The sequence below is a fragment of the Gordonia insulae genome, assembly GCF_003855095.1.
GTDB classification, from domain to species: domain Bacteria; phylum Actinomycetota; class Actinomycetes; order Mycobacteriales; family Mycobacteriaceae; genus Gordonia; species Gordonia insulae.
Window position 1 is genome coordinate 5,358,037 of sequence record NZ_CP033972.1, and the last position, 20,631, is coordinate 5,378,667.

1 protein-coding gene (only partly in view) is annotated in these 20,631 nt (G+C 71.3%); it reads left to right on the forward strand.

All 20,631 nt of this window come from inside a single coding sequence — locus tag D7316_RS24470, non-ribosomal peptide synthase/polyketide synthase, on the forward strand. Of the gene's 45,597 coding nucleotides, 5,226 precede the window and 19,740 follow it; the stretch shown corresponds to coding positions 5,227-25,857, spanning codon 1,743 (complete) through codon 8,619 (complete); the first complete codon in view begins at position 1. Both the start codon and the stop codon lie outside the window.

Genomic DNA, 20,631 nt, shown 5'->3' on the forward strand with positions numbered 1-20,631 from the left:
ACGCGGGTGGCTGCGCGGGTCGGCGATGCACTCGATGCGGATGTGCCGGTGCGGGCACTGTTCGACGCACCGACCGCGCGTGAGCTGGCCGCAGTCGTCGACGCGGGCGGACACCGGACCGACGGCCTCCCGGTTCTGGGGCCCCGACCCCGCATCGGGCGGGAGCCACTGTCGTTCGCGCAGCGGCGGATGTGGTTCATCAACCAGTTCGACCCGGCCTCGCCGGCCTACAACATCCCGGTGATGCTCCGGCTGCGCGGGCCCGTCGATGCCGACGCCATGGGTCGCGCCCTCGGCGATGTGGTCGCCCGCCACGAGGTGCTGCGCACCCGGTATCCGGTCGGACCCGACGGCGCCCCGTACCAGGAGATCGCCGACGTCGCCGACGCCATCGACTCCCTGGACTGGGCGGTCTGCGACGAGGCGGCGGCGCGCGAGATCGTGACACGCGGTGTCGACGTCTCGCGCGAGGCGCCCATCCGTGCACGTCTGGCGCAGGTCGGGCCAGACGAACACCTGCTCGTCGTGGTCGTGCACCACGTTGCCGCCGACGGGGAATCGGGCCCCGTCCTCTCCCGGGATCTCGCCGTCGCGTACACCGCACGCGCACAGGGACACTCGCCGGAGTGGTCTCCGATGGCGCTGCAGTACGCCGACTACGCGGGGTGGCAGCGGGAGCTCCTCGGCGACGATCGTGACCCGGACTCGGAGATCGCCCGGCAGCTCGCCCACTGGGCGACACACCTCGCCGGCCTCCCCGACGTCCTCGAACTGCCGACCGATCGTCTGCGCCCGAAGGTCGCCTCGATGCGCAGCGGAACAGTCGAGTACACGGTGGGAGCCGACGTGCTCCGCGGACTCGATCGACTCGCGCACGAGCGCGGCACCACCCGGTTCATGGTCATCCACGCCGCGCTGGCGGTACTGCTGGCGCGGTTGTCGGCGACCTCCGACATCGCTGTCGCCACCCCGGTCGCCGGCCGTGGCCACGCAGCACTCGACGATCTCGTCGGCATGTTCGTCAACACGCTCGTGCTGCGTACCGAGGTGACCCCCGACGAGACCTTCGCCCGCCTGCTCGACCGGGTGCGCCGCGTCGACGTCGACGCCTTCTCGCACGCGGACGTGCCGTTCGAGCGGGTCGTCGAGGCCCTCGACCCGGTACGCTCCGAGGCCTTCGAACCGCTCGCCCAGGTGCTGCTCGTCCTCGACCAGAGCGGCGCGGGGGACAGCGTCGTCGGAGATCTGGAGATCTCCGCCGAGGACCCCGGCGCCGACGCAGCCAAGTTCGACCTCACCGTCGGTGTGACCGAGCGGAGCGACGGCGTGCTCGGCGGCAAGATCGTCTACGCCGCAGATCTTTTCGATCACGCAGGGGCCCAGCGCATCGCGGCGGCGTTCCGCGGCCTGTTGATCGGGATCGCCACGTCCGCGGGGACGGGCCGCGACGTGATCGTCGGCGACCTCGCCATCATCGACGAGTCGGAGGCGGCGCAACGGGTCGCCGCCGCCACCGGGCCGCGCGTCGATCTCGCCGCACGGGTGCTGCCCGATGCGACGGCCGAGTTCGGGGCCGGGCATCCGGATGCCCCGGCGCTGGTGTCCGACGGCCGGGTGGTCGATCACGCGGAGTTCGCCGCGCGGGTGAACACCCTGGCCCGGCACCTGATCTCGCTCGGGGTGGGGCCCGACGTCGCGGTGGCCGTGTGCATCCCGCGGTCGGTGGAAATGGTCGTCGCGATCCACGCGGTGGTGACCGCAGGTGGGCAGTACGTGCCCGTCGACACCGAGGCCCCGACCGACCGGGCCGGCTACATCATCGGCTCTGCCGGGGCGGTGGTGCTGCTGGTCGCCCCCGGTGATCGTCCGGATCCCTTCCGCGACAGCACGACACCGATCGTCGTCGTCGACGCCCACGAGCCCGTCGATCCCCGTGCCCCCGGCGGGCGACCGATCACCGACGCCGACCGGATCGGACCACTGCGGCCCGATCACGCCGCCTACACCATCTTCACCTCGGGCTCGACCGGGCGGCCGAAGGGTGTCACGGTCAGACACCGCTCGGTGCTCAACCGATTGCGGTGGGGCCTGGCGGCCTTCCCTGTCGGAACCGATGACACCGTGATCCTCAAGACGCCGTACACCTTCGACGTGTCGGTGCCGGAATTGTTCGCTCCGCTGATCGCCGGTGCACGACTGGTCATCGCGCGCCATGGCGGACACACGGACCCGACCTACCTCGCCGACGCGCTCGAGACCCATCGGGTGACGTCGGTGCATTTCGTGCCGTCGATGCTGTCGGTGTTCCTCGACGTCGTCCCCGCAGCGCAACTCACACGGCTGCGCCACCTCCGGTACGTCTTCTGCTCCGGGGAGGCCCTGCCGCCCACGGTGGCCGCCGCAACCCGGGAAGCGTTCCCGCAGGCGGGATTGCACGACCTGTTCGGTCCCACCGAGGCCGCCGTCGAGGTGGCCCACCAGGAACTCGACGTGGTCGGCGACATCGTGCCGATCGGCCGTCCGGTGTGGAACACCCAGACCCTCGTGCTCGATGCCCGCCTGCGGGTGGTGCCGGTGGGCGTGCCCGGCGAGTTATACCTCGGCGGGGTGCAGGTGGCCCGTGGCTACTCCGGCCGCCCCGACCTCACCGCGGACCGCTTCGTGGCCAACCCGTACGGTGCGCCGGGTTCCCGGCTGTATCGCACCGGCGACCTCGTCCGGGTCAACTCGGCCGACGAGCTGGAGTACCTGGGCCGCACCGATTTCCAGGTGAAGTTGCGCGGTCAGCGCGTGGAGTTGGGTGAGATCGAGTCGGTGTTGGCGGGTGTGTCGGGCGTCGTCCACGCGGCGGCCACCGTCGCCACCGGGCCCGGTGGCGCGCAGCACCTCGTGGCCTACCTCGCGCCCACGTCGACGGTCGACGTCGAGGCGGCGCGACGGGACGTGACCGCCGTGCTGCCGCAGTACATGTGGCCGACCGTGTGGACGGTGCTCGACGAGTTGCCACTGGGCACTGCCGGCAAGCTCGATCGCCGAGCACTCCCGCAGCCCGATTTCTCGACCGCGACGACCGCCGACCCGGTCGCGCCGGGTACCGACGCGGAGCGGCGCATCGCGGAGATCGTCGCGGGCGTGTTGGGTGTCGACCGCATCGGGGTCACGGAATCGTTCTTCGCGGCCGGCGGCGACTCCATCATGTCGATCCAGCTGTCCTCGCTGTTGCGAGCCGCGGGATTCGCGGTGAGTCCGCGAGAGATATTCGAACACAAGACAATCCGGGCACTGGCGCGCTCGGTCGGGGAGGCCTCGCAGGGTGTGCTGGAGGAGTACCCCGGTGGTGGTGCCGGCGAGGTGGCGATCACGCCGACGGTCCACTGGATGCTCGAACACGCCGATGTCGCGACCGACGTCGCGGACTACTCCCAGGCCGTCGTGCTCGCGCTGCCCGCCGACGTCGACGATGCGGGACTCGTCCGCGTCCTCGCGGCGGTCGTCGAGCACCATCCGATGCTGTCGTCACGCCTGGCGCCGGGACCCGACGGCCCGGTCATGCATGCGGGCGAACCGTTCGACGCCGCCGCCGCGCTGACCGTCCGGACCGGCGCGGACGTCGCCGCCCAGGGCGGATCGACCGACCGGGACGCCCGCATCCGGTCGGCCCACGCCCAGGCGGTCGGCCGGCTCGATCCGTCCGCGGCGCGGATGCTGGCGTGCGTGGCCGACCGCGCCGATTCAGACGCACCGGGTCACCTCGTCCTGGCCGTGCACCACCTCGCTGTGGATGCTGTCTCGTGGCGTCACATCGTCACCGATCTCGCCGTGGCGTGGTCACAGCACCGCGCGGGCGAACCGATCAGCCTGCAGACCAACGGCACCTCGATGCGTCGCTGGGCGGGCGTGCTCGCCGATCTCGCGACCCGCACCGACGAACTGCCGATCTGGGATCGGCACCTCCCCGAGCACCCGACACGGCTGGGCGGGTCGCTCGAGCGGGACCGGGACCGGCAGTCCACCGTCCGATCCGCGACGCACCGCGTGCCGGTCGACACCACCGAGGCCGTCCTCGGCCGCGTCGCCGCGGCCTTCCGTACCGGTGCAGACGACATCATGCTCGCGGCTCTCGGACTCGCCGTGGCCCGCCACCGGGGTGGGCCGACGCCGGTGTCGGTGCTCCTCGAAGGCCACGGCCGGCACGAGCAGGTGGCGGCAGGTGCGGATCTGTCCCGCACGGTCGGCTGGTTCACCAGCGTCTCGCCCCTGACCGTCGACATCGATCCGGCAGCGCCGGTCGGTGCGGTGGTCAAGGCCACCAAGGAGGCCGTCGCCGAGCGACCCGACGACGGGATCGCGTTCGGTTCACTGCGTTACCTGCTGGACGATTCGCCGCTGGCATCGCGGCCGTTGCCGCCGATCACGTTCAACTTCCTCGGCGCGGGCACGCGTGAGACGCGGGTCGGCGCGGAGGCGGACGAGAGCATCGCCTTCGCCCCGGTCGTCGACGCACCACGCCTGCCCGGCAGCGTCGCCGGCGCAATGGCCGTGCTCGCCGAACTCGCGATCAACATCAACACCGTGCCGAGCGTGGACGGTCGCGTCCTGGAGGCGGAGTTCAGCGCTCCGGCAGCGATTCTCGACCAGGACACGGTGACGTCGCTGGCCGACGGCTTCCGCGCGGCGCTCGCGGAGATCGCGGCACATGTGGACGAGGTCGGGGACCCGGGACTCAGCCCGTCCGATGTCACCGCGACCGGTCTGACCCAGCAGGAACTGGACGAGCTCGCCACCCGGTACCCGGGGGCCGACGTGTGGTCACTCACCCCGCTGCAACGGGGCCTGTTCTACCAGGCGGAACTCACGCGGCCGGCCAAGGCCGACGGCACCGGCGCAGGCCTCGACGTCTACGTCACCCAGGGCGTCATCGACGTGCACGGCGACGACCTGCGTGGCGGGGTCGATGCCGACCGCCTGCAGGAATCCGCCCGACGTCTGCTCGGCGATCACCGCGTGCTCCGCTCCGGATACCTGCGGACCGCGTCCGGGACCCCGGTCGCGGTGGTGCCGCGACACGTCGAACCCGGTTGGACGGAAGACGATCTCAGCGGCCTGCCGATCGCCGAGGCGCAACGGCGTGCCGCCGAGGCGGCGCTCACCGACCGGATCACGCCGTTCGATCTGGCCGTGCCACCACTGCTGCGGTTCCGGCTGATCCGGCTCCCCGGCGGCATCGCCCGTCTCGTCGTGACCAACCATCACCTGCTGCTCGACGGGTGGTCCAACCCGCTCGTGCTCGCCGAGTTGTTCGCCCACCACGGCGGTCTCGAACTCCCCGGCACCGACGAGGCGATCTCCGGTGACTTCGGTGACTTTCTCGACTGGCTCGCGGCCCGCGACGACGCGGCCGGGCTCGCGGTGTGGCGCGACATCCTGGCCGACGTCGACGGACCGACCCTCGTGCGGCCCGGATACCGTCCCGGCGCAAGCGAATTGCCGCAGGACAAGGCGGTCGCGACCGGGCCGGAGCTGGCGGGGCAGCTGGCGCGATTGGCGCGTGAGCGCGACACCACCGTCCCGACGATCCTGCAGTACGCCTGGGGCGTCCTGCTGTCGCGACTGACCGGCGCGACCACGGTCACCTTCGGCGAGACGGTGTCCGGGCGGCCGCCGGAACTACCCGGCGTCGAGACCATGATCGGCCTGTTCATCAACACCCTCCCGGTGGTGGTCACCGTCGACCCGGCGCAGCCGGTACACGCGGGACTCGCCGCCCTACAGGGCACCAAGGCGCGCCTCCTCGACCATCAGCACCTCGGTCTCGCCGACATCGCCTCGGCGACCGGGCTGCACACCCTCTTCGACACCCTGACCGTCTACGAGTCGTATCCGGTGGACGCCGACGCGGTCACCGCGGGCAGTTCCGCCGCCGGCCTCGAGATCACCCAGGTGTCGCTCACCGACGCGACGCACTACCCGCTCAATCTCGCCGCCGCACCGTCCGGCGACGACATCGCACTGACGTTCAAGTACCTCCCGGGGGCGTTCTCGGACACCGAGATCGAACACATCGCCGGGCTGTACCGCAGGCTGCTCGCCGGCTTCGTCGCGGCTCCCGCATCGCCGGTCGGCGACATCGTGCTCGCCGGCCCCGAGGAACGTGCCGCGCTCACCCCGTTGACCGAGCCGACCGCGGTCGGGCCGCAGACGATCACCGAGATCCTCGCGGCCCGCGACGTGACCGGCGACCGACCCGCACTGATCCTCGGCGACCGGTCGATCACCCACGACGAGTTCGGCGACCGCACAGGCAGACTCGGGCGCCTGCTCATCGACGAGGGTGTCGGGCCGGGCGACGTGGTGGCGGTCGCGATCGGCCGGTCGGTCGAGTCCGTCGTCGCGGTGTGGTCGGTGCTCGTCACGGGCGCCGCCTACCTGCCGATCGACCCCACCCTCCCGCCGGATCGTGTCGCGCACATGCTCACCGACTCCGGTGTCTGCGTCGCACTGACCACCGATGCCGACGTCGTCGGCCTCGGCGGCGACGACATCACCTGGATCTCCGTCGACAGCCCGTCCACCCGTACGCGTCTCGACGGCCTGTCGGGCAGCGCGGTCACCGATGACGAGCGCACCCGCGCCCCGCGCCTCGACGACATCGCGTACCTGATCTACACGTCGGGCTCCACCGGGCGGCCCAAGGCGGTGGCGGTGTCCCACCGCGGTGTCGCCGACCTGCTGCACGCACAGCGGGCCATCTCGGGCACCGAGCCCGACACCCGGGTGTTGCACGTGGCGTCCCCGAGCTTCGACGCCGCCTTCTTCGAGATGGTCTGGGCCATCGGACACGGTGCCACCCTGGTCATCTCGCCCTCCGATGTGTTCGGCGGACCGGCGCTCGTCGACGTCATCGTGCGGGGCGCCGTCACGGACGCCGTCATCACGCCTGCGGTGCTCGCGACGATGGACCCCGCCGGTGTGACCACACTCCGGCACCTCACCACGGCCGGCGAGGCGTGCCCGCCCGCAGTCGTCGCGGCGTGGGCTCCCGGCCGGGAGATGGTCAACCTCTACGGACCGTCGGAGACGACGGTGTGGGCGACGTCGGCCACCGTGCGACCCGACGAGCCGATCAGCATCGGCCGTCCGATCGCCGGGTTCTCGGTCGCGGTGCTCGACGAGCGCCTGCATCCGGTGCCCGTCGGCGCCGTCGGCGAGCTCTACCTGGCGGGCGATGCCCTCGCCCTCGGCTATCTGAACCGGACCGGGTTGTCGGCGGCATCGTTCGTGGCCGATCCGTATGGCGCGCCGGGCAACCGGATGTACCGCACCGGCGATCTCGTCCGCTGGACACCGGACGGCCCGACGCGGACGCATCGCCTCGAGTTCGCCGGCCGCGCCGACTTCCAGGTCAAGATCAACGGCCAGCGTGTCGAACTCGGCGAGATCGACGCCGCGCTGGCCGCGCAACCGGGCGTCGCCACCGCGGTGACACTGGGTCTCGATGCACCGGGTGGCGCCGCCCGCCTCGTGAGCTACGTTGTCGCCGAACCGGACTCCGCTATCCCTGTCGATCCGGACACACTCACGGCCGCGGTGGGCGGACGGCTGGCCCGGTACATGGTGCCGTCGGCCGTCATCGTGCTCGATGCGCTCCCGCTCACCGCGAGCGGCAAGCTCGACCGCCGCGCGCTGCCGGAACCGGCGTGGGGATCGGCGGACGGCATGGTCGTCGCCGCGACGCCGGACGAGTCGGCCATCGCGGAGATCGTCGCCGATCTCCTCGGCCGCGACCGCGTCGGCGTCACCGAATCGTTCTTCGACCTCGGCGGCAACTCGCTGTCGGCGACGCGTCTGGCCGCGCGCATCTCGTCGCGCTTGCGCACCGATGTCGCGGTCCGCGACGTGTTCGACAATCCGACGGTTCGTGAGCTCGCCGGCCTGACCGTGGCCGCATCGGCGACGCGGGGTTCGCGGATGTCGGTCGTGCCCGGATCGATCGCCCGTCCGGACCTGCAGCCACTGTCCTACTCGCAGCAGCGCATCTGGTTCATCAATCGTTTCGACCCCGCGTCGCCCGCCTACAACATCCCGTTGGTGCTCGAGCTCGGCGGCGACCTCGACGTGGGCGCGCTCCGCGCAGCACTCGTGGACGTGGTCGGCCGGCACGAGGTGTTGCGCAGCACTTTCGACGACGTCGACGGAATGCCCGCCCAATGCGTGCACCCGATCGCCGACGTGGACGCGATGCTGCCGTGGCGCGAGGTCCGCGGGTCGGCGCCGGACATCACCTCCGCGGTGACCGACGCGGTCGCCACGGGTTTCGACGTCGCCGCGCAGCTGCCCGTGCGTGCGGTGCTGGGCTCCGACACCGGAGCAGAGCAGCGGCACGTGCTGGCCCTCGTGGTCCACCACATCGCCGCCGACGGTGAGTCGATGGCGCCGCTGCTCACCGATGTCCTGACCGCCTACCGCGCGCGGACCGCCGGCCGGGCGCCCGACTGGACGCCACTGTCGGTGCAGTTCGCGGACTACGCCCTGTGGCAGCGTGCGGTACTCGGTGACGCCGACGATCCCGGGTCGGCGCTTGCCGCGCAAACCCGTTACTGGACGGAACAACTGGCCGCGCTCCCGGATGTGCTCGAACTCCCCGCCGACCGGGCGCGACCGGCTGTCGCGTCGATGCGCGGCGCATCGGTCGGTCTCGACATCCCGGCCGACGTCGTGGCCGCCGTCACGACCCTTGCGGGAACGGCCGGTGTCACGCCGTTCATGGTGGTGCACGCCGCGCTCGCGGTACTGCTGTCGCGACTGTCGGGTACGTCCGACATCGCGATCGGCACCCCGATCGCCGGACGCGGCGACGCCGCCTTCGACCGGCTCGTCGGCATGTTCGTCAACACCCTCGTGCTGCGGACCGAGGTCGAGTCGTCCACCGCGTTCTCCGATCTCCTCGACGAGGTCCGCCGAACCGATCTCGACGCGTACGCGCACGCCGACGTCCCCTTCGAATATCTTGTCGAGAAGCTGAATCCGACCCGTTCGGAAGCATTCGCGCCGCTGTCCCAGGTGCTGCTGACCGTCGATCAGAACCCGGCGCCGCAGATCGACATCCCGGGACTGTCGGTGCGGCCCGTCGATGCCGGATCGCCGTTCGCCAAGGTGGATCTGACGATCGACATCACCACCGACCACGATGGGGCCAGCGACCCCGATGGCGTCACCGACGCCGGCCACGGATGGCGCGGATCGATCGTCTACGCGACGGACATCTTCGACGCGCCGACCGTCGAGCGGCTCGCCGCCCGGTTCGTCGCACTGCTCGGTGACCTCGTCCGGCGCCCGACCATCGCGGTCGGCGACAGCCCGCTGCTGACCGACGACGAGGCCGCAGCCGTGCGTCGGCTCTCCGTCGGCCCCGACGTCGCGGTCCGTGCGGCCACTCTCGACACCGCGATCATCGAACAGGCGCGCCGCGCACCATCCGACCCGGCACTCGTGTTCGAGGGTCGGACCGTGGATTACGCGGAGCTCGTGACCCGGGTGAGCGGCCTCGCACGCGACCTCATCGGGCGCGGCATCGGCCCGGACGTCGCCGTCGGCGTGAGCATGCCACGATCCGTCGAGATGGTGATCGCGATCCATGCGATCGTCGCGGCGGGCGGTCAGTACGTCCCCGTCGACACCGAGGCACCCACCGAGCGGGTGCGGCACATGCTCGACACCGCGGGCGTGGGACTGGTCCTCGTCCGGCACGACGACTCGCCGACGGCACCCGCCGAGGCCGGCGCCACCATCGTCACCGTCGACAGCACCGAGCCCGTCGACACCGACGTCACACCCGTGACCGACGCCGACCGGATCGCGCCGCTCCGTCCCGACCATGCCGCCTACACGATCTTCACGTCGGGTTCGACCGGCCGCCCCAAGGGCGTCACGGTGTCCCACCGCGCCGTCCTCAACCGCCTGCACTGGGGCCTGGACACGTTCCCGATCGACGCATCGGACACGGTGATCCTCAAGACGCCGTACACCTTCGACGTCTCGGTGCCCGAACTCTTCGCGCCGCTCTTCGCCGGCGCGCGCCTGCTCATCGCCCGTCCGGGCGGACACACCGATCCCGACTACCTCGCCGAGGTCATCGAGTCGGAGCGGGTGAGCACCGTGCACTTCGTGCCGTCGATGCTGGCGGTGTTCCTCGACGTCGTCGACGACGCCACCCTGGCCCGGCTGACGTCGATCCGCCACGTGTTCGCGTCCGGCGAGGCACTGCCCCCGTCGGTCGCGGCGGCCACGCGCGCCGCTCTGCCGTGGGCGGGTCTGCACGACCTGTTCGGTCCCACCGAAGCCGCCGTCGAGGTGGCCCACCAGGATCTGACCACGGTGGGGGACGTCGTACCCATCGGCCACCCGACGTGGAACACCGCGACCTGGGTCCTCGACGACCGTCTGCGGCCGGTCCCCGTCGGCGTGCCGGGCGAACTGTATCTGGGTGGTGTGCAGATCGCCCGCGGATATGCGGGCCGCGCCGAACTCACCGCCGAACGCTTCGTCGCAGACCCGTTCGGTGCACCCGGCGACCGGCTCTACCGCACCGGCGACCTGGTGCGACACAACCCGCAGGGTGAGTTGGAATACCTGGGCCGCACCGACTTCCAGGTCAAGCTGCGCGGCCAGCGGATCGAGCTCGGTGAGGTCGAGGCCGTGCTGACCGGTGTCGCCGGTGTGGTGCACGCCGCGGTCACCGTCGCGCGCTCGTCCACCGGGGCCGAGCACCTCGTCGCCTACCTCGTCGGACCGGGTTCCCCGGAGGGTGCGAAAGCCGCAGTCATGCAGGCTCTCCCGGAGTACATGCGGCCGACCGTGTGGACCGTGCTCGACACCTTCCCGCTGGGCAGCACCGGAAAACTGGACCGCCGCGCGTTGCCGGAGCCCGATTTCTCCACCCTGGACGGCCACTACGACGCGCCCGCCGACGACCACGAACGGGTGATCGCCGATGTCCTCGCAGGCGTGCTCGGCGTCGAGCGGATCTCGGTCACCGAATCGTTCTTCGCACTCGGCGGCGACTCGATCATGTCCATCCGGGTCGCCTCCGCGTTGCGCGCCGCGGGCTACGCCTTGAGCCCCCGGGACATCTTCGAGCGACGCACCGTCCGCGCCCTCGCCATCGCGGCACGCACCGACGCCGTTGAGCGCCTGGACGAATATCGCGGTGGCGGAGCAGGTCGGGTCGAGCTCACCCCGTCCGTGCACTGGATGCTCGAGCACGCCGAGGACCCCTCGGACTTCGCCGACTTCTCCCAGAGCAGCGTGCTCGCCCTGCCCGCCGGCATCTCCGAGACGGACCTGCGTACGGTGCTCGCCGCGGTGGTCGCGCATCACCCGATGCTCAGCGCGCGACTCGTCGCCACGGACAGCGGCTGGGAGCTGACCGCGGGCGACGAGGTCGATGACGGCGAGCGTCTGTCGGCCGCGGTGCGCATCCACGACGTCGACACCCCGATCGACTCCGGTGTCTTCACCGACGCGATCCGTGACGGGCACGCGCAGGCGCTGAGTCGACTCGATCCGGCGACCGGCTCCGTCGTGGCGGCCGTCGGGGTGCGCAGCCGCGACGGCGGCGGCCGGCTCGTGCTCGCCATCCACCACCTCGCCGTGGACGCGGTCTCCTGGTCGACGATCATCACCGATCTCGTCACCGCATGGGCGCAACACTCGGCGGGACAGGCGATCTCGCTGCAGCCGACCGGGACGTCGATGCGACGCTGGGCCGGGGTGCTCGCCGACCTCGCCGACCGGGACGACGAACTCGACATGTGGGCAGATCATCTGCGGCCGGCCGCGATCGACCAGGTGGGCCGTCCGTTCGATCGGACCCGCGATCGTCAGTCCACGGTGCGCACGATCTCGTGGACGTTGCCCACCGGGCTCTCGGAGTCGCTGCTGACCCGGGTGCCGGACGCCTACCGGACCGGTACGGACACGCCGTTGCTGGCGGCGCTCGCCCGGGCCGTCGCGGACCCGGCCGCCGGCCGTCGTGTGGCCATCCTGCTGGAGGGCCACGGGCGTGAGGAATCGGTCGCGCCCGGGGCCGATCTGTCCCGGTCGGTCGGGTGGTTCACCAGCATCGCCCCGCTGTCCATCGACGTCCCGGCCGATGCCGGGCAACCGGTCGGCATCTCGTCGATGGTCAAGGCCGTCAAGGACTCCCGGGCCGCGATGCCCGATCGTGGAGTCGGCTTCGGGTCGCTGCGCCACCTGCGCGACGGCTCACCCCTCGCGCGACTGCCGCTGCCCTCGATCACCTTCAACTACTTCGGCAACGTGTCCGGTGGGACATCGAACGACGACGCGGACTTCCTGCCGTCGTCCGATGCGCCGGTATTGCCGCCGTCGGTGTCCGGCGCGATGGTCGCCCTCGCCTCCCTGGCGGTCAACGTCTCGACCGTCTCCGGTGTCGACGGCCGGACGCTGCGCGCGGACCTCAGCTTCCCCGCGGCCGTCCTCGACGACGACGAGGTCACCGCGATCGGGCAGCGATGGCAGGACGGGCTCGCCGCCATCGTCGCCCATCTCGACGCGGTCGGTGATCCCGGACCGTCCGAATCCGACGTCACGGCAACGGGTCTCGTCCAGGACGAGATCGACGAACTGGTCGCGCGGTACCCGGGTGCCGACCTGTGGCCGTTGTCGCCCCTGCAGCAGGGGCTGCTGTTCCAGTCGGAGGTCGCGGACCGACCTGGTGACATCGACGTGTACTCGGTGCAGGCAGTCATCGAGATCGCCGGCGGGATCGACGAGGCGCGGATGCGACGCGCCGCCGCCGAACTGTTCCGCGCGCACCGCGTCCTGCGGTCGGCGTACGTCCGTACGTCGGCGGGCACGCCGGTCACGGTGGTACCACCGCATACAGAACCCGATTGGCAGAGCGTCGATCTCGGCGCCCTGGACCCGGCGGCGGCACGGACTCGCCTCGGTGAACTGGCCGATGAGCAGCGCCTCGCCCGATTCGACCTGACCCGGCCCGGCCCCATCCGGTTCGTCGCGGTCGCGATGCCGTCGGGTGAGCACCGGTTGATCATCACCAACCACCACATCCTGCTCGACGGCTGGTCCGGACCGCTGGTGATCGCCGATCTGTTCGCCGCCTACCTCGCCGACGGGGCGATCCCCACTCCGCCTGCGCCGCGGGCCGAGTACGACGACTTCCTCGCCTGGCTCGCCGGGCGCGATCGCTCCGCCGCACTGGAGGCGTGGCGGGAGGCGTTGGCGCCGGTGGAGGGAGCGACACTCCTCGCGCCCGGGCAGGTCGCAGTGGCGGCGACACCCGCCGAACTCGGCGTCGACCTCGACCACGCGCTGGTGTCCGGACTGCATCGATTCTCCCGCGACCACGGGGTGACGCCGTCGACCGCGATCCAGGTCGCCTGGGCGCTCACGCTCTCCCGGCTGACCGGTCAGCAGATCGTGACCTTCGGCGAGACCGTGGCGGGCCGACCGGCCGACCTCGACGGCGTGGAGTCCGCCATCGGCCTGTTCATCAACACCATCCCGGTGATCGTCGACTGCGATCCCGATGCGACCCTGGCCGAGGTCGCCACCGCCCTGCAGGACGCGAAGACGAGACTGCTCGATCATCAGCATCTGGGACTCGCCGAGATCGGTGAGATCGCCGGACATCCGGTCCTGTTCGACACCCTCACCGTCTACGAGTCCTATCCGGTCGACTCCGACGCCCTCGCCTCGGGGAGCCGGGCGGCCGGCCTGGACATCACCGGCGTCGACGTCGCCGATGCCACGCACTACCCGCTGAACCTCATCGCCGGTCCCGACGGGGACGGCATGCGGCTGGCCTACAAGTATCTGCCGAGCGTGTTCGGCGACGACGACGTCGTACGCGTGGCCGATCATGTCCGGACGGTGCTGACCGCGCTCGTCGAGGCACCCGGGCGCAGACTCGTCGACGTCGACACCATCGGCGACGCCGATCGTGCACTCGTGACCGGATGGGCGCACGGGGACCGGGTCGATCTCGAACCCGCGACCCTGGCTGATCGGGTTGCCGCGCAGATCCGTTCGACGCCCGACGCGACCGCGCTGGTGTTCGGGGGCCGGGACGGGGAGTGCGACAGCTCGGTCACCTACGGCGAATTCGGCTCGCGGGTATGGGCACTCGCCCGCGACCTGATCGCACGCGGTGTGGGGCCGGACGTCGCCGTGGGCGTGTGTATCCCACGATCGGTGGAGTTGCTCGTCGGGTTGCACGCGGTCGTCGCGGCCGGCGGCCACTATGTACCGATCGACCCGGAGGCCCCGGCTGACCGCGTCGCGTCCATCGTGGACACCTCGGGCGCCCGTCTCGTGCTCGTCTCGGGCTCCACCGGGCCGGATGCCGCGTTCACGTCGTTCCCGGCGGCCGACGCGGGCGTGCCGCACACCGACGTCGTGGTCGTCGACACCGAGGCCCCGGCCGCGATCGTCGCACCGGTGACCGATGCCGACCGGATCGCGCCGCTTCGCGGTGATCATCCCGCCTACACACTGTTCACCTCCGGATCGACCGGTCGCCCCAAGGGCGTCACGGTGACGCACGAGGCGATCGTGAACCGTCTCGCGTGGATGCAGGCGTCCTACCCACTGGACGCCGACGATGTCGTCGTGCAGAAGACACCGGTCACCTTCGACGTGTCGGTGTGGGAACTGTTCTGGCCGTTGACCGTCGGTGCGGAGCTGGTGATCGCCCGCCCGGACGGCCACCGTGACCCGCGCTACCTGGCGACCCTGCTGCGGGACACGCGGGCCGGCACCGTCCACTTCGTCCCGTCGATGCTGTCGGCCTTCGTCGACGTGCTGGGTGCCACCGGCCTCGCCGAGCTGACGTCGCTGCGGCAGGTGTTCACCTCCGGCGAGGCGCTCACACCGACGGTGGCGGCCGCCGCACTCGACGCACTTCCGCATGCCCGGCTGCACAATCTGTACGGGCCCACGGAGGCGGCCGTGGACGTCACCGCCCACGAGGTCCTGCCGGGGGACACGGTCGTGCCGATCGGACGTCCCGTCCGGAACACCATCACGCGGGTACTCGACTCCCGGCTGCGCCCGGTCCCGCCCGGGGTGGCCGGCGAACTGTATCTGGGCGGCGTGCAGCTCGCGCGTGGCTACGCGTCCCGACCCGACCTCACCGCGGACCGGTTCGTCGCCGATCCGTTCGGCGAACCGGGTACCCGCCTGTATCGCACCGGCGATCTGGTGCGGCACACCTCCGACGGCTCGCTGGAGTACCTGGGTCGCACCGACTTCCAGATCAAACTGCGCGGCCAGCGGATCGAACTCGGCGAGATCGAGGCCGTACTCGCGTCGGCTCCGGGTGTCGTGCAAGCCGCGGCCACCGTCGGCGAGAGCCCCAGCGGCGACCACCATCTGATCGGCCACCTCGCGGGCGATTCGATCGACATCGAGGCCGTGCAGGCGACCGCCGCGCGGGCGCTGCCGGAGTACATGCGTCCGACGGTCTGGTCGCTGCTGGACGTGATGCCGCTGAACACGGCAGGCAAGATCGACCGGCGTGCGCTGCCCGAACCCGAATTCGCGGCGGGGGAGTACGTCGCACCGGGCACCGACGCCGAGCGCGCCGTCGCCACCGTGTTCGGCGACGTCCTGGGCCTCGACGCCGTGTCGGCCACCGACAGCTTCTTCGACCTCGGTGGCAACTCGCTCTCGGCCACCAGGGTCGCCGCCCGCATCGGCGATGTCCTGGGCACCCGGGTCGGGGTGCGCGACCTGTTCGACGCACCGACCGTCCGCGCGCTCGCCGCGCGCGCCGCCGATGTCGCCGGTCCGGCGATGGAGGTACTGACCGCCTCCACACGCCCCGACCACATCCCCCTCTCCAGCGCACAGCAGCGGATGTGGTTCATCAACCGGTTCGACCCGTCGTCGCCCGCCTACAACATCCCGTTCGCGCTGACGCTCACCGGCCGCCTCGACGCGCACGCGCTGCGCGCCGCGCTCGCCGACGTCATCGTCCGCCACGAGAGCCTGCGCACCGTCTTCCCGGCCGATGCGAACGGTGATGCGACACAACAGATCCTCGACCCCACGAGCGTGGTGACCGACACGACCTGGTGGAGTCGACCCGCCGACACCACCACCGCGCTCGATCTCGCCCGGCAGCCCTTCGACGTCACCAGTGACCTGCCGATCCGTGCGGCACTCGTCCCGACCGGGGAGGATGTCCACCTGCTCGTGGTGATCATCCACCACATCGCGGCCGACGGTGAGTCGCTCGCCCCGCTGTTGCGCGACATCGTCACCGCCTATACGGCGCGCGTCGCGGGCGACGAGCCGGACTGGCCGGAACTGTCCGTCCAGTACGCCGACTTCGCGCTGTGGCAGCAGCGGGTGCTCGGTTCCGCCGACGACCCGGGCTCGGTGGCGGGACAGCAGGTCGCCTACTGGACCGCACAACTCGCCGACCTGCCCGACGTCATCGAACTCCCCACGGACCGAACCCGTCCCGCGTTCGCGTCGCTGCGGGGTGGGCTCGCGGAGTTCGACGTGCCCGCCGATCTGGTCGAGGCCGTCGACGAACTCGCCCGGCGTCATGGTGCGACACCGTTCATGGTGCTGCACGCAGCCCTCGCCGCTCTGCTCGGCCGCATCGGCGCGACCACCGACGTCGCCATCGCGACACCCGTCGCGGGCCGCGGACAAGCCGCGCTCGACGACGTGATCGGCATGTTCGTCAACACGCTCGTGCTGCGCAGCGCGATCGACCCCGGCATGACATTCGACGAACTGGTGTCCGCCACCCGGGGAACCGATCTCGATGCCTTCGCCCACGCCGACGTCCCCTTCGAGCATCTCGTCGAACGTCTCGCCCCCACCAGATCGGAGGCGTTCGCCCCGCTCGCCCAGGTGATGTTCACGCTGGAACAGCATGCGGAATCGGGAATCGACCTGCCGGACCTGAACATCGCTCCGGCCGACCCCGGGGAGCCGGCCGCACGCTTCGACCTGACCGTCGGTCTGGCCGCGACCCGGACCGACGACGGCCGGCTCACCGCCCTCGACGGTTCGATCGTCTACGCGACCGACCTGTTCGACGACGACAGCGCGGCCCGCATCGCCGACTGGTACGTCGCGGTGCTGCGGGCCGCCGTCGACGACCCGACCCAGGCGATCGGCGACGTGCCACTCGTCGATGCCGCCGGGCGCGGCCGGTTGCGCGCGTGGGCGCAGGGTCTCGAGGTCGACACCGACGCCGCGGTACTGCCGGATGCGATCGCGGCCGCGATCCGCGCCCACGGCAGCACACCGGCGCTCGTCGACGGGGACCGCACCCTCACCTATGCCGACTTCGGCGCACGGGTGAACAGCCTTGCGCGCGAGCTCATCAGCTCGGGCGTGGGCCCCGACGTCGCCGTCGGCGTCGCCGTCGAGAGGTCGGCGGAGATGCTGGTCGCCATCCACGCGGTGGTGACCGCGGGCGGACACTACGTACCGGTCGACCCGGACGCCCCGGCGGAACGCATCGACCACATGCTCGACACCGCCCGCGCGGCCGTGGTGATCGTCGGCCCGGGTACCGTACCCGGCGTGCTCGCCGCGGCGAACCGTGCGGTGGTGGTCGCCGATCTCGGGTCGCCGGTCACGGGGGACACCTCGCCGGTCACCGACGCCGATCGCAGCGCGCCGCTGTTCGCCGACCACGCGGCGTACACGCTGTTCACGTCCGGGTCGACCGGACATCCCAAGGGTGTGGTCGTCTCGCATGCGGCCATCGCCAACCGGCTGGCCTGGATGCAGGACTCCTATCGGCTGCGTGCGGCGGACGTGGTGGTGCAGAAGACGCCGGTGACCTTCGACGTGTCGGTGTGGGAGTTGTTCTGGCCGTTGATGGTCGGTGCACGGTTGGTCATCGCCCGTCCGGGCGGTCACCGCGATCCCGCCTACCTCGCGCAGCTGATCCGCGAGCAGCGGGTCACCACGACGCACTTCGTGCCGTCGATGCTGTCGACGTTCCTCGATGTCCTCGGCACCGAGGGGCTCTCGGCGCTGACCTCGATCCGACAGCTGTTCACCTCGGGAGAGGCGCTCGCGCCGTCCGTCGCCGCGGCCGCGGTGGATGCGCTGCCGAACTCGCGGCTGCACAACCTTTACGGGCCGACCGAGGCGGCAGTCGACGTGACCTTCCACGAGGTGCGCCACGGTGACACCGAGGTGCCGATCGGTCGTCCGGTCTGGAACACCACCGCCCACGTCCTCGATGCGCGGCTGCACCCGGTGCCCGCCGGCGTACCCGGCGAGCTCTACCTCGGCGGCGTGCAACTCGCCCGCGGGTACGCCGCGCGCCCGGACCTCACCGCCGACCGGTTCGTCGCGGATCCGTTCGGCGACCCCGGCGCTCGTCTGTACCGCACCGGCGACCTCGTACGGCACACCCCGCACGGGGACCTGGACTACCTGGGCCGCACCGACTTCCAGATCAAGCTTCGGGGCCAGCGCCTCGAACTCGGCGAGATCGAGGCGGTGCTCGCGGCCGCACCCGGAGTGGTCCATGCCGCAGTCACCGTGGCGACCACCGCCGACGGGTCGGAGCATCTGGTCGCCTACCTGGCCGGCCGTCCCGGGGCCCGGGCGGTCGACCTCGACGCCGCCAAGGCGCGGGTGGCCCGCCTGCTGCCGCAGTATATGCGGCCGACGGTCTGGATACCGCTGGAGCGCGTCGAGCTCACCGGCGCAGGCAAACTCAACCGACGTGCCCTGCCCGCACCGGAGTTCGGCGGCGGCGAGTACATCGCGCCGACCACCGACATCGAGGTGACCATCGCGGGTGTGTTCGCCGACGTCCTCGGCATCGAGCGTGCCTCGTCGACCGAGAGCTTCTTCGACCTCGGTGGCAACTCGCTGTCCGCGACCCGGGTGGCCGCGCGTGTCGGCCGTGCATTCGACACCGACGTGTCGGTGCGTGACCTGTTCGATGCGCCCACGGTGCGCTCACTCGCCGAGCGGGTCCGGCCGGGTACCGGAGCGACGGCCCCGATCGTCGCGCAGACCCGACCCGAGGTCATCCCGCTGTCGTTCGCGCAGCAGCGGATGTGGTTCATCAACCAGTTCGACACCGCGTCCTCGGCGTACAACATCCCCCTCGGCCTCCGCCTGCGCGGCGACGTCGACATGGATGCCCTCCATGGCGCCCTCATCGACGTCGTCGGCCGACACGAGGTCCTGCGCACCGTCTACCCGACCGTGGACGGGCGACCCGCCCAACGCATCATCGGCGCCGCCGACGCCGCCGAGCGTCTCGACTGGTCGATCGCCGGTGAGCCGGGCGACCTGCCGGCCGTCACCGCGCGCGGATTCGACGTCGTGACCGATCTCCCCATTCGTGGACGGATCTGGCACGCGGCGGATTCCGACACCACCGACGTCATCGTGGTGTGCCACCACATCGCCTTCGACGGTGAGTCGGCCAGGGTGCTCGCAGCCGAGTTGGTCCGCACCTACCTCACGCGCACCGGTGGCGGGTCGGCCGTCGAGCCGCCGACCGTCCAGTACGCGGATGTCGCGCTCTGGCAACACCAGACGCTCGGCCGGACCGACGACGTGGCCTCGCCGATCGGCCGACAGCTCACGCACTGGCTGTCCGTGCTCGACGACATCCCGGCGGTCACCGATCTGCCGATGGACCGTCCGCGGCCCGCGGTACTCGACCCCGAGGGCGAGCGTGTCGGCATCGACGTGCCGACCGAGCTCGCCGCGGCCGTGCACCGCACCGCCACGGAAACCGGTCTGACGCCGTTCATGGTGTGCCACGCCGCACTTGCGCTCACCGTCTCCCGGCTCGCCGCGACGCGCGACGTGGTCATCGGCGCACCGGTCGCCGGCCGCGGCCAGGCGGTACTCGACGATCTCATCGGGATGTTCGTCAACACCCTGGTCCTGCGCACCGCCGTCGACCCGGCCGACTCGGTCGGCGACTTCCTCGCCGAGATCCGCGCTGTCGACCTCGACGCCTTCGCCCACGCCGACGTCGCCTTCGAACAACTCGTGGACGCGCTGGCACCCGAACGGTCGTCGGCGCACGCCCCGCTCACCCAGATCGCGTTCACCTACGCGACCGACGATGTGGCCGGCCGGGACGCGTTCGCCGGCGCCGGACTGGACGTCGAGGCGCTCGACATCGCGGAGCGGGACGCCAAGTTCGACCTGACGGTCGGCGTGCTCGAGTGCCCGGGAGACGGCGGGATTCCCGACCTGTCCGCCGACTTCCTCTATGCACGAGCACTGTTCGACGAGCCGACCGTCCGCGGATTCGCCGACACCTGGCTGCGCGTACTCGCCGCGATCACCGCCGATCGCACCGCCGTCGTCGGCGACATCGATCTGCTCGACGACGCCCAGCGGCGCGAGATGGACGCCGTCCGTGCCGAACTCGCGGCGGCGGCCCGGGCGAACGAGACCTTCGGCGGCGGGAAGACGCTCCCGGAGATCCTCGTCGACCGCACCCTCGACCCCGATCACGCGGCAGTCGTCACCGACGACCAGACGATCGATCACGGCGAGTTCGAGGCCCGCACCAATCGCCTCGCCCGCAGTCTGATCCGCCGCGGCATCGGGCCGGAGGTCGTCGTC